We start from the raw sequence: 14,694 nt of genomic DNA, 5'->3' as shown, positions 1-14,694 counted from the left end.
TCCTTGAATTCCTTGGAAATAAGAATTACATCCCGTGTTCAAGGTTGGAAAATCTGTTGAACTTGCCTGTCCTGTTACCCAGACATTTGCTCCATCACTGGAAATAGAATAACCAAAATCGTCACTACTACCACCATAATAAGTCGCCCATTTACGAACTCCAGAAGTGTTGAATTGTAAAATAAAAGCATTTTGACTGCCTCCTAATGTTCCTTGAAAATAGGCTCCACCACCTGGATTAAATGTTGGAAAATTTGTTGAACCTATATTTCCTGTTACCCAAACATTTGTACCATCACTGAAAATAGAATTGCCAAAATCGTTATTACTACCACCATAATAAGTCGCCCATTTGCGAACACCAGAAGTTGTAAATTGTAAAATAAAAGCATTTGAATTTCCTCCTAATGTTCCTTGAAAATAAGCTCCAGCACCCGGATTAAATACTGGGAAGTCTGCTGAAGCTGTATATCCAGTTACCCAAATATTTACTCCATCACTGGAAATAGAAAAACCATAATCAACAAAACTTCCACCATAATAAGTCGCCCATTTGCGAACACCAGAAGTAGTAAATTGCAAAATAAAAGCTTTTCCGTAAGTACTTCCTATTCCTTGAAAATACGCTCCAGCACCTGGATTAAATGTTGGGAAGTCTGTTGATTCTGACTGTCCCGTTACCCAAACATTTGCTCCATCACTGGAAATAGATTCACCTAAATCACCAAAACTCCCATTCCCACTCCCGCCATAATAAGTCGCCCATTTACGAACACCAGAAGTGTTGAATTGTAAAATAAAAGCATTTGAAATCCCTCCTAATGTTCCCTGAAAATAAACTCCACCGCCTGGATTAAATGTTGGAAAATCTGTTGAACCTGCATTTCCTGTTACCCAAATATTTACCCCATCACTGGAAATTGAATAACCAATATCTTGAAAACTCCCACCGTAATAAGTCGCCCATTTGCGAACACCGTAAGTCGTAAATTGCAAAACAAATGCATTTTCACCTCCTCCAATTGTTCCTTGAAAATACGCTCCAGCTCCTGGATTAAAAACTGGGAAAACATTAGTATTGGCGGTTCCTCCCGTTACGTAAACATTAGTTCCGTCACTTTGAATACCCATTGGTTCTGTTTGTTGGTTTCCGCCATAATACGTTGCCCAAACCAACACAGGGTCAATGATTAGGATTTTGTGTTTGTTGTAATTACTTACAGCAAAACTTATTTCATTGTTTTTAATACTATATTTCGTTTCAATTTTGTTTTGCTCGTTTTCATCGGTATAGCTTAGAGGAGTACCTTCCGTAATTTTGCCCATTGGCGTATTTATTTTTATCGAGCCATCGCTTTGCAATTCCGGGTTATCAGTCCATTTATATTTTAACTTTATTTGCGACGCATCTGTTCCAGGATGTATTATAAAATTATATTTTATGCCGGAAGTCGCGTTGGTAAAGAGCACCCAATCAATACCGGGATAAATATTTTTGATGGTAATTTTTTTATAACTGCGTACATTTAACACTCCTTGCGGACATTGGCTGAGGTAATAATTATCATAATCATCGCTTTCGCCTTCTTTCAAAATATTTTCTTTGCTAATTGTTGCGCCCACCAGATTCATATCGGCACGACAATATTTCAAAGTTATACTATCATTCATAAAATTGAATTTAGGATTCATTCCCATTTTATTTTTGAGTAAATTTTTCTTTTTGTGTTTTTCTACATCTCTGAAAACGTAGCTAATACCTTTCGTAGTAATGTAAACATCCATTCCTTTTCCGCTCACTTCAAACAATAAATCATTGTCTGTTTTGTGATTCATATCTGCCATTTGCCCTTTGTTTTCAAGGAAACGCAAATTGCTACTGTTTTGCATCCATTTATTTACGTTGGCAGTTAAGGCAGCATCCGCTTTTACGGAAGTTTTTATTTTCGCATTCGCAAAAAGCGCGAAACAAAATAAAAGAGCAATAAAAAAATATTTTTTCGAATACTTCAAATTGGTCGTTTTATTTTTCATAAAAAATATTTTTCGAACTCTAAATTACGACATTTTTATCGGGGGCTAAAAATGATATAACAAATGTAATGCAAAATAAATGCTTCGGAAAATTATTTTTTTGAACGTGATTTTACATTCTATCAAGCTCAAAGTAGTAAAAATTCATTTTCAATAGAGATTAGAAATAGGCTCTCAAACTCACTAAAAGTTGAAGTTCTTGCACCAAAGAGTTTGCAAACTTGTCTGTAAAGTCCACAACCTTTGGAAAGCCGTACGTAAAGGCGTTTCCCTTTTTTTAGAAAGTTCTAAATATTTAAATTTTGCTTTTATTAATCAGTATCTTTCGGAAGCAGGTTAAATAAAATAGTAAATTCTTCTCTTCCGTTCTTTTTCCAAGAAAGAAGAAAAGGATATCTTTGAAAAAAATAATTAAAAAAATATTTTTTGGAATCCTAAAAAATAGAATAGAATTCTCTTCCTTGCTGCGGTTTATTTATTTTGAACAATGAAAAGTGTAAGCTCCACTTGGAGGAAAAGATTTGAGGCGTCAGAAATGTTTTCTTTTCTCGTTTCTTTTGAAAGGGTTGCCAAATCTATATAAACAGAAATAAAAAATAAAAATGGCAAGGAAGAAAAGTGAATTTGAGGATGCTCCGAAAGTAAAAATCAATAAAAAAAATCTTAAAAATGCAGCACGTATACTTGTTTATTTTAAACCCTATCGAAAAAAATATTTTTTAGGATTGTCCTTTTTATTGCTAACAAGTTTAACAGCACTCGCTTTCCCGATGTTGATGGGAAAATTAGTAGATTCTGCAAAAGCATCTTTTATCGCAAATATCAACCGTAACGCACTTTTCTTGTTGATCCTATTCGCAGCACAAGCTATTTTTTCTTTTTTCAGAGTTTATTTATTTGTGAATGTTACGGAAAACACGCTCGCATCGCTGCGCCAAGCCACGTATACACATCTTATAAAATTACCGATGAATTATTTTTCGCAACACCGAGTTGGGGAACTGAACAGCCGTATTTCTTCTGATATCACGATGTTACAAGATACTTTCACGACTACAATTGCAGAGTTTTTACGCCAATTTATCATCATCATTGGTGGTATAGCGTTTTTAGCATTTACTTCTTTTAAATTAACATTTGTGATGCTGGGAATTGTACCTGTAGTAGCTATTCTCGCTGTATTTTTCGGAAGATACATTCGTAAAATGTCAAAAGAAACACAAGACGAAGTAGCTGCATCTAACACCATTGTGGAAGAAACCATGCAAGGCATTGCCAACGTGAAAGCCTTTGCCAATGAGTTTTTCGAGATAGCACGTTACAAAAAAAGCACTTTGCAAATTGTAGAGAAAGCCATGAAAGGTGGAAAAGCTCGCGCTGCATTTACTTCTTTTATTATTTTTTGTTTGTTCGGATCCATTGTCGCTGTTATTTGGCGTGGCGTTATTTTGGTACACAACGGAGAAATGTCGGTGGGTGCAATGTTTCAATTCGTGCTGTATTCCGTATTTGTAGGAGCTTCTTTTGGTGGAATCGCAGAGCTTTACGCACAAATTCAAAAGGCAATTGGCGCTACAGAACGCATTATGGAAATTTTGGATGAAGAGACAGAAAATATCGATACAACATTTGATAACAAAGGAATTTATAAAAAAATTAGCGGAACAGTTGTTTTTAAAAATGTTGATTTTAACTATCCTTCGCGAAGTGAAATTCCAGTTTTAAAAAATATTTTTTTTGAAGCGAAAAGAGGAGAAACCATTGCCATTGTTGGTCCGAGTGGTTCTGGGAAATCCACTTTAGTTTCTCTCATATTACGCTTTTACAATCCGCAAAGCGGAGAAATTTTTATTGATGGAAAGAACTCTCAGGAATATTCTTTAACCGAATTACGCAATCAAATGGCAATTGTTCCGCAAGACGTTTTACTTTTCGGCGGAAGCATTCGTGAAAATATTTTATACGGAAAACCCGACGCAACCAATGATGAAGTGATGGAAGCCGCTAAAAAAGCAAACGCACATTTGTTTATCGAAAATTTTCCGGAGAAATACGAAACACTTGTCGGCGAACGCGGCGTAAAACTTTCGGGTGGACAAAGACAGCGCATTGCTATTGCCAGAGCAGTTTTGAAAAATCCGTCTATTTTAATTTTGGATGAAGCAACCAGTTCGCTCGATTCTGAATCGGAGCGTTTGGTGCAAGAAGCCTTGGATAAATTAATGGTTGGCAGAACTTCTTTTGTGATTGCACATCGACTTTCTACCGTTCGAAATGCGGATAAAATTATTGTTATTGATAAAGGCGAATTGTTGGAATCTGGAACGCACGAAGAGCTGATAAAGAAGGAAAATGGGCTATACAGAAGTTTAAGTAAATTACAATTTGAATTAAGTTAAATTTTTTTCTAACTCTGTTGGATGAAAAGCAGAAACAAAACACTTCTTCTTGCCTTGTTTTTTTCGACTTGTATCGCAAGTTTTTATTCATTCGTAGCTTTAAAACGATATTATATCATCCACGAATATTTTACTCAAGACAAGTGGAAAAGGCTAAACAAAGAATTTAATCGGATGAAAAAAGTGAACCATTCAACCGTATTTTTTGGCGATAGCATGACAGAAAATTTCAAATATTTGCCCGATACTTCTTCTGTCGTAAATATGGGAATTAGTGGTGATTTTACAGAAGGTTTGATTAAAAGAATTGATAATGTTATTCGTTTTCAGCCCGACAAACTTTTTATTATGATTGGAATTAATGACATTGTCGAAAAAGTTCCGTTGTCCGAAATTGAAAATAATTACATCAAAATTTTAGACCTTTTAAAAACAGATTGTCCGCAAACAAAAATTTTTATTCAAAGTACTCTGCCCACTTTTGGTTTGAAAAGTTTATTAAGTTCGAGTAAAATAATTAATCTGAAAGTGGAAAAATTAAATACGTTTCTGTTGCTTGAATCGAAAAAAAGGAACATCACATTAATTAATTTATATCCGTTTTTTGTAACCAGCAACAATGAATTAAACCCTGATTTAACAACTGATGGCGTTCATCTGAATAAAAAAGGATACGAAATTTGGCTGACGCAAATTAAACCTTATTTCAACTAATTACAATTTCTCTTTGAAATTTTATTTTTCAAGAACAAGGTAAATACGCTACTTTTTTTGTCTCAAAAAACTCTTCTGAAAAATTATTTTTCAACTCGTAAAAAATGGCGCTTTTTTTAAACGCACTAAATTCTTCTTTGATATCGCCGCCCTTTAAATATAAAATTCCGTTAGGCAAACTGTTTTTTTGAAGCTTAATAAATTTTGTTCTCACCCAATTGTAAAACACAGGAAATTCAGTAACAGCGCGACTTACCACAAAATCAAATTTCTCGTTTATTTCTTCCGCACGCATTTTTTCTGCACGTACATTTTTTAGTTCCAAGGCTTCGACAATTGCTTTTACTACCGTAATTTTTTTTCCAATGGAATCGACTAAATAAAAATTTGTTTCAGGAAATAAAATAGCCAAGGGAATTCCCGGAAATCCACCGCCTGTGCCAACATCTAAAATTTTTGTTCCGGCACGAAACGTGAGTATTTTTGCAATTCCGAGCGAATGCAAAACGTGGCGTTCGTATAAAAAATCAATGTCTTTTCTCGAAATCACATTTATTTTCGCATTCCATTCTTCATACAACGATTTCAGTAAAATGAATTGCTGCTCTTGCTTTTCCGTGAGTGTCGGAAAATATTTTTTTAGCAGAGAAATAGAATTTTCCATTTGAAAATTTAATTTTTCGGAGGTGATTTTTTATCGTTTGAAAAAAATGCTTTTCAAAATTTTTCGCCTGATTTTTTCAGAATATTGTACAACAATTCTTTGGCTCTGAAAAGTTGCGCTTTCACCGTTCCAAGCGATAAACCGGTACGCTCCACAATTTCTTCGTATTTCAATTCTTCGAAATAACGCAATTCGATGAGCGTGCGATAACGTGGTTTTAATTTATCTACCAACTCGTGCATCAATTTTATTTTTTCTTTTTTCAGCGCGTGTTCTTCCGGATCCATTGTTTCCGAACGAATATCAATACCTAACATTTCACCTTCTTCGCCTTCAAATTTTCGGTCGATGGAAAAAGTAGTGTTGTGTTTTTTTCTTCGAATGTGATCAATACAATGATTGGAAGCAATCTTAAAAAGCCAGGTACTAAAGGCAAAGGTAGGTGTATAAAGATGTAAGTTTTTAAAGGCTTTGGAAAATGTTTCGATGGTTAAATCGTCCGCATCTTCTTTATTATTCACCATTTTATTCAGCATAAAATGAACCGAATCGTGGTAACGATGCATCAATTCTGCGAAAGCATGTTGGTCGCCGCTATCGAGTGCTTTGCGTACCAAGCCGTAATCGTACACCGCTTTGGTTGATAAATTCGGATTTAATTCTTCCATTTATTTGGTTTTGCAAAAAAATTTGTGAGCATTAATGCCGGATAAAAGAACATGAAAAACAACTCGAATAAAGGCGAATATAATATTAATTTTTTTTCATCTAACTTATCCATTGACTTTTTGAAAATTAAAAGTTGTAAAAGCAAACGAAATAGAAATAATCCCAAAATAATTTTCCACGGATAATGCAACACTAATAAAACCACAAATAATATCCAGAAAAAATACTGGCTCAACGTAAAAACAGACATTCGAAAAAGAGTCGAAAATTTATAATGCTTGCTGGTTGTGATGTGTCGGCGTTTTTGTCGCCACCAACCCAAAAAAGTTTTTTTCGCAACGGAAATAGTAATACTGTCTTTTTCAATTTCAATGCGCGTATTTTTTTTCGTGGCAGCTTCATTGATAAATAAATCGTCGTCGCCAGATTCGATATGATAATGCGAAGCAAAACCTTTGTGTTTGAAAAATAAATTTTTGGTGTACGCTAAATTTCGTCCAACGCCCATATACGGTTTGCCCGCAAGGGAATACGATAAATATTGCAAGCCAATATAAAAGGCATCAAAACGAATGAGTTTATTTAAAAACCCTTTCCTTTTTTCATACGCACCATAACCCAATACAATTTCCGTTTCGTTGGAAAAACGTTCCATATTATTTTTTAACCAAAATTTACTGGCGGGTTTACAATCGGCATCCGTGAGCAATAAATGTTCGTAAGTCGCGCCCTTGATACCAACCATGAGCGCTACTTTTTTTCCATGTTGAAAATTCTCATTTTCTTTGATCGTAACAATTTTCAGTCTTGCATATTTTTTGGATAATTCTTCCAACACATCCGCCGTATTATCAAAAGAACAATCGTTCACCACCACCACTTCAAATTCTGGATACTCTTGCTCCAACACCAATGGCAAAAAATCCACAATGTTGTGATCTTCGTTTTTAGCACAAATCACAATGGATGTAGACGGAAAATTAGGAACTATTGTTTTCTTTTTATAAAACGCCAATCGCCCGAAAATAGCGGCATAATACCAAGTCTGCAGCAGCAAACAAAAACAAAACAATCCAAATAAAAGAGTAGAAATATTAAACGTTATCAAAAAAATATTTTTTTAAATTCGAAACAAATGTAGTCTTAAGCATTTGAAGGTAATGTGTTACCTTTGGCAGGATTTAAACAAAATAATTAACAATTTGCCGATGATTGATTCACTGGAATTGAATGGACTGAAAAATTATTTTTTCAAGCAGATAAAATATGCAATTTAAAATAGCGCATTTCGATAAAAATAGCAAGGCAAGAGCAGGAGAAATTACGACCGACCACGGCATTATTCAAACGCCTATTTTTATGCCTGTAGGCACTGCAGGAACAGTAAAGGCGGTTCATCAACACGAATTAGAAAAAGATATCAAAGCCGAAATTATTTTAGGAAATACCTATCATTTATATTTACGTCCTGGCATTGAAACGCTAGAAAAAGCAGGCGGTTTGCATAAATTTATGAATTGGAACAAACCTATCCTTACGGATAGCGGCGGTTATCAAGTGTATTCCCTTTCTGGAACGCGCAAAATTAAAGACGAAGGCGTTTATTTTACGTCGCACATTGATGGCTCTAAACATTTATTTTCTCCCGAGAGTGTCATGGATATTCAGCGGACAATTGGCGCAGACATTATTATGGCGTTTGATGAATGCACTCCTTATCCATGTGAATACGCTTACGCGAAGAAATCACTTGATATCACGCATAAATGGTTGAAAAAATGTATTACTCATTTTGATAAATGTGAAGGAAAATACGGATACAATCAAACACTTTTTCCAATTGTACAAGGAAGCGTTTACAAAGATTTACGCGAAAAATCGGCAGAATTTATTGCAGCACAAAATTGCGAAGGCAATGCCATTGGTGGACTTTCCGTTGGTGAACCCGCGGAAGAAATGTATGCAATGACCGAAATTGTGTGTAAAATTTTGCCCGTAGAAAAACCGCGTTACTTGATGGGCGTGGGAACTCCTATTAATTTATTAGAAAATATCGCACTCGGAATTGACATGTTTGATTGCGTAATGCCTACGCGAAATGCCCGTAACGGAATGCTTTTCACCCAAAATGGATTTATTAATATCCGAAATGAAAAATGGAAAAATGATTTTTCTCCGCTCGATTCAGAAGGCACTTCGTACGTAGATAGTTTTTATTCGAAAGCGTACCTTCGGCATTTGACGCACTCCGGAGAACGTTTAGCTGCACAAATTGCCAGCATTCACAATTTGGCTTTTTATATTTGGTTAGTAAAAGAAGCGCGAAAAAATATTTTGGAAAATACTTTTTACGAGTGGAAAAATAAAATGGTTAAACAATTGTCGCAACGATTGTAAAAAAATAAAATGTATTTTCGAGAAATAAAAGCCAATAAAATCAGCTCTTAGCGTGAAATTAAAAAAAATAGACGTTTATATTCTTCGCAAATTTTTAGGAACGTTTGTGTATTGCATTTCCTTAATTAGCGTCATCATTGTTATTTTTGACATTTCCGAAAAAATTGAAGATTTCATTGGGAAGCACGCACCACTAAAGGCAATTGTATTCGACTATTATTTTAATTTTATTCCTTTTATCGTCAATCTTTTTAGTCCGCTGTTTACGTTTATTGCCGTTATTTTTTTTACTTCGCAAATGGCTTCTCGTACTGAAATTGTTGCAATTTTAGGCAGTGGTGTCAGCTTCAAACGGTTATTATTTCCCTACATGTTAGCGGCTTCTGTGATTGCTTCTTTTTCTTTAGTACTCAACCATTTTGTGATTCCAAAAGCGAACAGAATACGTATTCATTTCGAAGATGTGTATATAAAAAATCGCTATCATAATGATAATTTTAACATTCATCGACAAATTAGTCCAGGAACATTTATGTACGTGGAACGCTACGATAACGATGAAAACAGAGGATATAAATTTTCACTCGAACAAATCAGTGACCAGCAATTGCATTACAAATTATTATCGGATTTTATTCAATGGGACAGCATTCATAAAAAATGGCAAATTCACAATTATTATATTCGTAAAATAAATAGTGCAGGTGAAAAAGTAACAGCTGGCATTGAGTTAGACACTACTTTAAATTTTGTGCCGAAAGATTTTGGACGACAACTCAACAAAATTGAGACCATGAGTTATCACGAGCTGAATAGCGCCATCAAGCAGGAAAAAATGTTGGGAACAAATAACGTAGCGCTTTACGAAATTGAAAAATACAAACGTACTGCTTTCCCTTTTGCCACATTTATCCTAACAATAATAGGCGTTTCCTTAGCAAGTCGTAAAGTGCGCGGCGGCATCGGTTTACACATTGGCTTGGGTTTATTAATCAGTTTTAGCTTTATTTTATTTATGCAAGTAAGCACTACATTTGCAGCCAGCGATTTGATTTCGCCTTTCATCGCCGTGTGGATTCCCAATATTTTATTCGGAATCTTAGCATTGTTATTATTGCGATTAGCTCCGAAATAATTTTTCTTCCCAGCAAAAACAGTTTGAAAAAATATTTTTTTGAAGTACTATTTTCTGTTCAAAAATTCCGTAAACAGACGAACCGCTTCCGCTCATAGATGCGAACGATGCGCCTAATTCATATAATTTTTCTTTGATGATTTTTATTTCTGGATGTTTTTTAAAAACAGAGATTTCAAAATCATTGTGAATATTATTTTTCCATTCTAAAATGGGTTTTCGAATTTCACTTTTTAAAACAGTGAACGATTTTTTGGGAATCGTTTCAGAATACGCAAGACTGGTATTGATGTGGATTTTCGGACAAATAAGCACGAGAAAATAATTACTCATATCAAGAAAACTATCTTCATGTACATCGCCTTTTTCTTGTACAAAAACAGGTTTGTTTTTCACGAAAAAAGAACAATCGCTTCCTAATTGAGTGGCGTATTTTTGCAAATCTGAAGTCGAATTTTTCAGCTCAAATAATTCATTTAATGCATTCATTAAAAAAACAGCATCGCTTGAGCCTCCGCCCAAACCTGCACCAATTGGAATGATTTTATGTAAATGCACTTTTACTGAAGGCAAATTATATTTTTCGTCCAACAATTGGAATGCTTTTATGCAAAGATTATTTTCCATACTTCCGGGAATCGAAATTCCGCTGGTCGAAAAAATAATTTTTGAATGACCCTCTTCTGTAGTATTTTCAACCACTTCCAACACATCACACAAACCAATCGGATAAAAAACACTTTCGATGTTGTGAAAACCATCGCTGCGCTTTTCAACAATATTCAATCCAATATTAATTTTTGCGTTAGGAAAAACAATCATGTTTTTTCAAGAAATTATTTTTGAAAATAAATCCAATACTTTTTTCACTCTTACTTCTTTCGGATAATGTGATTCAATTCGCTCTTTCGCTTTTTTCGAAAATATTTTTTTATCGCATTGCATCGCCGTCACAATTAATTTTTCAAATTTTTCAGCGTCTCGTTTATCCAATAAAAATCCGGCATCTCCAACAATATCGGGCATTGCTCCAACCGTTGAAGCAATTGGAATACAGCTGCAAAGCATGGCTTCACAAATCGCATTCGGAAATCCTTCCGACATGGAAACTTGTAAATAAAATTCGTGTTCACCGTATAATTTTTTTAATTGTTCCGAATCTAACAATCCGTATGTTTTTACATTTTTAGGTTTATTCGAAAGACTATTAACATCTGCAAAACCTACAATTGAAAAATGCGCATTCGGAAATTTTTCGGCAGCTTCTAAAATCAAATCAATGCCTTTCAAAGCCATTCGATAATTATTTCCCAAACCGGCTGCCACCGTGATAAAAGAATTCGGATTTTTTACACTTTCGTTTTCCCATTTATTCGGATCAAAACCTAAATCTATTGAAGTATAAGGCGTTTTCAGGTCTTTACAGAAATACAAAAAACCTTGTTTCGGAAAATCATTGTCTTGATATGTATAATCACATTCCACCAAACTTTTGTGCACAGGAACGATGTGCGTAGTAAAACGATATGAAATCTCCGTTATCTTTCCCAATACTTTTTTACTAAAATTTCCGTAAGCGATGGATGGAAAAGAAACACAATCCGTTCCGCCTGTAAAAATGAAACAGGGCTTTCGAAAAATAAATCCCATCACAGCAGGTAAAAGCGAATGATGTCCGCCGAAAAAGCAACAAAAAGCATCCGCTGAAAAAATATTTTTCAGAATGAAAAAAAATTGTTTTAAATAACTGAGAGGCGTATAAAATTTGGTTTTCGGGCGAAATACAAAAACGCCGACATTGTACTCTTTGGTAATAATTTCCAAATCATTTTCCACAAATGAAGAACGACCTGAACAGAAGTACAAAATCTTTTTTTTCGCCATTCTTTTACTTCAATTTTTTCAACAAATCTTGGCAATTGGCTTGCGTTACTTTGTCGTCATTATTCGTAACTGGTAATGTTAATGCGTGTTGTGCCCACACTTTTGCTTCAGCATCATTTCCCATTTCGTGGTACGTTACTGCCAATTCGTATTGATGTAACATATAATTCGGTTCGATGGAAATAGCTTTTTTAAAAGCGGAAACGGCTGCTTCGTAAGTGCCAGTGGGCAAACCGCCATAAAGTGTGTTGATTGCCATTTTTTGGAAAGAGTTAAACTCCGCAATGGTTCTATTCCAGCGACCTAAAATATGATATGCACCGGCATGATTGGGATTTAATTGAATGGACTTATCTACTTCGGTTTTGATTAATTTCGCGTAAGCAATTTTTTGTTTATTGCTAGCATGTTCGTTCAAACGCCCAAGTGCCAAGGCATACGCATAATGTGCATCTGCGCTGTTATCATTTATTTTGATCGCCTTCAAAGCTAAAAATTCCGCCGTTTTATAATAGGTATTTTGCTCCGTTTCCGAACTTTGCTCGTGACCCACTTTCGAATACATCGCGCTTCCATACTGCAAATAATTAACGTTATTCGAATCTGATTTTAATAATCTTTGAAATGCTGCCAAGGCTTCTTGATTGTGATATTCGGCTTTCAGCTTCATTGCTTGATTGTATAAATCTGAACTGCTTTGCGCAGAAACATTTTTCAGCGACAACAACATTGCCGTTGAAATCAGTACTAAAAAGATAATTTTTTTCATCTTATTTATTTTTATGATTTTTCAATTATTTCATCTTCGTCCAAAGATTTACTTACAGAATAAACACGCCATTTTTTTATCACCGCTTGCATGTCTTCCGATAATTCCGAATCGAAAAACATTTTTTCACCACTTGCCGGATGCGTGAACCCAAGCGACTTTGCGTGCAATGCATGTCGCGGAAGCAATTTAAAACAATTTTCTACAAACTGTTTGTATTTAGCAAATGTAGTTCCTTTTAAAATTCGATCGCCACCATACGTATCATCGTTAAAAAGAGAATGTCCGATGTGTTGCAAATGTACTCGAATTTGGTGCGTACGACCGGTTTCCAATTTACATTCGATGAGCGTTACATAACCAAATCGTTCCAATACTTTGTAATGTGTAACGGCATGTTTTCCTAAATCTCCGTCCGGAAAAACATCCATCATTTTTCTATTTTTCACATTTCGCCCCACGTTCCCTTCAATCGTTCCTTCGTCTTCTTTAAAATCTCCCCAAACCAAAGCAATGTATTTTCGATCCATGTTTCGATCAAAAAAATCTTTTGCTAATTTCACCATCGCATGTTCCGTTTTCGCAACCACCATAATTCCAGTAGTATTTTTATCTAAACGATGCACCAATCCAGGACGGAGCGCAGCTTCTTCTTTGTATTTTTCGTTTTGTGTATTGATGGGCAAATTTTGTAAATGATACGCCAAGGCGTTTACAAGTGTACCTTTGTAATTTCCGTAACCGGGATGTACCACCATATTCGCCGCTTTGTTCACGATAATTATATCATCGTCTTCGTAAACGATATCAATCGGAATATTTTCCGGAATTAATTCAATATCGCGCGGAGGCGTCGCAAATACAACCGTTACAACATCATTAATCTTTACTTTGTAATTCGATTTTACTTTTTTATCATTTACTAAAATACTTCCTGCTTCAGCAGCCTGCTGTATTTTGGTGCGCGTAGCATTTTCAATCCGGTTCATCAAAAATTTATCCACGCGCAAAGGCTCTTGACCTTTGGCAGCAACGAAACGATGGTGTTCGTACATTTCCTGATCTTCATCCGGAATTTCTATTTCTTCATTCATTTTTGTTGGATAAAAACAAGTTTCGAAAAATTATTTTTTCGAATTATTTTTCAATTTTCTAAAAAGTGGACCTCAATTACAAACTTCCAAATACTCTCTGAAGAATCGCATCTACACGGGCAGCAGGGTTTTTGCGAATTAATAATTCTTGATCAGCGATTAATTTAAATAAACCTTTCATAGCTTGTTGTGTAACATATTCATTCAAATCTGGATTTTGCTTTTGCACAAAAGGCACGTTGTTATAGGCGTTAATAATGGGCGCCCAGTATTTTGTAACTTCTACTTTATTGATGGCAGCTTCCACAATGGGCTTAAATTGATCATGCAACTGCGCGGTTGTTTTATCTTGCAAATACTTCGTTGCGGCATTGCTGTCCCCTTTTAAAATCGCGAATCCGTCCGTAACAGTCATTTGTTTTATTGCATCCAAAAAAACAGGTGCTGCATTTTTTGTCGCTTCTTCCGCCGCTCTGTTCAATGTCATCACAAATTTATCTACCTGATCTTTCATGCCCAAATCGTTCGCGGTATTTTCTACTTTTTGCGCTTCTGGCGGAAAAGGAATTTTTATTTCTGCATTTTTATAAAAGCCGTCCACTTTTGAAGCAGCCGAAGTGGAAGTATCGGTACCCACTTTCAGTGCATCTTTCAAGCCATTTATCACTTCGTCGTTGCTCAAGGGTTGACTGCCGCTTTTAGTTCCGGTAACGGATTTTTCAGCGTTGCTAATTGTTTTTCCGAGGTTAAATTGGGCACAGGCAGTAAGCGATGTAAAGCCAAGTGCGATAAGGCTAAAGTGAATTTTTTTCAAAATCATATCGTTTTATTTATTTTTAACAAACGTACAAAATATTTTTCCGTAACGGATACAAATAGCGCGCCAAAAAATAATTTAGGAGAAAAATAGGATGTTGAAAAAATAATTTTTCGAA

At 35.1% G+C, this 14,694-nt stretch carries 13 protein-coding genes; 4 read left to right on the top strand and 9 right to left on the bottom strand.

Annotation, left to right across the window (positions count from 1 at the left end; translation table 11 throughout):
* Window positions 1–2,034 (bottom strand): hypothetical protein (locus tag ABIZ51_11450; GenBank protein MEO7089398.1); only part of this gene is annotated, 2,034 nt, incomplete at its 3' end.
* A 602-nt stretch (window positions 2,035–2,636) separates the two neighbouring features.
* Between ABIZ51_11450 and ABIZ51_11445 the strand changes: the two genes are divergently transcribed.
* Both ABIZ51_11445 and ABIZ51_11440 read left to right on the top strand, forming a co-directional pair.
* The gene (locus tag ABIZ51_11445; GenBank protein ID MEO7089397.1) at window positions 2,637–4,433 is read left to right on the top strand and encodes an ABC transporter transmembrane domain-containing protein; all 1,797 of its coding nucleotides are present in this window, start codon (window positions 2,637–2,639) and stop codon (window positions 4,431–4,433) included.
* Between the two features lie 21 nt (window positions 4,434–4,454).
* Window positions 4,455–5,147: a GDSL-type esterase/lipase family protein gene (locus ABIZ51_11440; GenBank protein ID MEO7089396.1), complete on the top strand. Its 693-nt coding sequence runs from the start codon at window positions 4,455–4,457 to the stop codon at window positions 5,145–5,147.
* Window positions 5,148–5,175: 28 nt separating this feature from the next.
* Here the strand turns inward: ABIZ51_11440 and rsmG are convergent, their stop codons facing one another.
* The 3 genes from rsmG to ABIZ51_11425 are packed head-to-tail and all read right to left on the bottom strand — an operon-like array spanning window position 5,176 to window position 7,537.
* Window positions 5,176–5,811, bottom strand: a complete 636-nt coding sequence (rsmG, locus tag ABIZ51_11435) for a 16S rRNA (guanine(527)-N(7))-methyltransferase RsmG (protein ID MEO7089395.1) — start codon at window positions 5,809–5,811, stop codon at window positions 5,176–5,178.
* 53 nt (window positions 5,812–5,864) lie between these two features.
* Window positions 5,865–6,479 (bottom strand): sigma-70 family RNA polymerase sigma factor, encoded by a 615-nt coding sequence (locus ABIZ51_11430; GenBank protein MEO7089394.1) that lies wholly within the window; start codon window positions 6,477–6,479, stop codon window positions 5,865–5,867.
* Window positions 6,467–7,537 carry a glycosyltransferase gene (locus tag ABIZ51_11425; GenBank protein ID MEO7089393.1) on the bottom strand — a complete coding sequence of 357 codons (1,071 nt, stop codon included), beginning with the start codon at window positions 7,535–7,537 and terminating at the stop codon, window positions 6,467–6,469. The genes ABIZ51_11430 and ABIZ51_11425 overlap by 13 nt, the downstream gene beginning before the upstream one ends.
* A 209-nt stretch (window positions 7,538–7,746) precedes the next feature.
* Here ABIZ51_11425 and tgt point away from each other — a divergent pair, with 209 nt between their 5' ends.
* Entirely contained in the window at window positions 7,747–8,877 is a 1,131-nt protein-coding gene (gene tgt / locus ABIZ51_11420) for a tRNA guanosine(34) transglycosylase Tgt (protein ID MEO7089392.1), read from the top strand.
* Window positions 8,878–8,929: 52 nt separating this feature from the next.
* Window positions 8,930–10,012, top strand: a complete 1,083-nt coding sequence (locus ABIZ51_11415; protein MEO7089391.1) for an LptF/LptG family permease — start codon at window positions 8,930–8,932, stop codon at window positions 10,010–10,012.
* Here the strand turns inward: ABIZ51_11415 and ispE are convergent.
* The 5 genes from ispE to ABIZ51_11390 form a co-directional block, all read right to left on the bottom strand.
* Complete coding sequence (gene ispE / locus ABIZ51_11410; protein ID MEO7089390.1) at window positions 9,998–10,834, bottom strand: 4-(cytidine 5'-diphospho)-2-C-methyl-D-erythritol kinase; 837 nt, start codon at window positions 10,832–10,834, stop codon at window positions 9,998–10,000. The genes ABIZ51_11415 and ispE overlap by 15 nt on opposite strands.
* A gap of 6 nt (window positions 10,835–10,840) precedes the next feature.
* On the bottom strand, window positions 10,841–11,896 hold the full coding sequence (locus ABIZ51_11405; protein MEO7089389.1) for a glycosyltransferase family 4 protein: 1,056 nt from the start codon (window positions 11,894–11,896) through the stop codon (window positions 10,841–10,843).
* A 4-nt stretch (window positions 11,897–11,900) separates the two neighbouring features.
* Window positions 11,901–12,665: a hypothetical protein gene (locus tag ABIZ51_11400; protein ID MEO7089388.1), complete on the bottom strand. Its 765-nt coding sequence runs from the start codon at window positions 12,663–12,665 to the stop codon at window positions 11,901–11,903.
* Window positions 12,666–12,676: 11 nt separating this feature from the next.
* The gene (locus ABIZ51_11395; protein ID MEO7089387.1) at window positions 12,677–13,759 is read right to left on the bottom strand and encodes an RluA family pseudouridine synthase; all 1,083 of its coding nucleotides are present in this window, start codon (window positions 13,757–13,759) and stop codon (window positions 12,677–12,679) included.
* Between the two features lie 76 nt (window positions 13,760–13,835).
* Entirely contained in the window at window positions 13,836–14,579 is a 744-nt protein-coding gene (locus ABIZ51_11390; protein ID MEO7089386.1) for a DUF4197 domain-containing protein, read from the bottom strand.
* Between the last annotated feature and the right edge of the window lie 115 nt (window positions 14,580–14,694).

The sequence above is a fragment of the Bacteroidia bacterium genome (assembly GCA_039924845.1).
Taxonomy (GTDB): domain Bacteria; phylum Bacteroidota; class Bacteroidia; order DATLTG01; family DATLTG01; genus DATLTG01.
The sequence above is the reverse complement of the archived record's forward strand: the minus strand, read 5'-3'. Positions and strand labels throughout refer to the sequence as shown.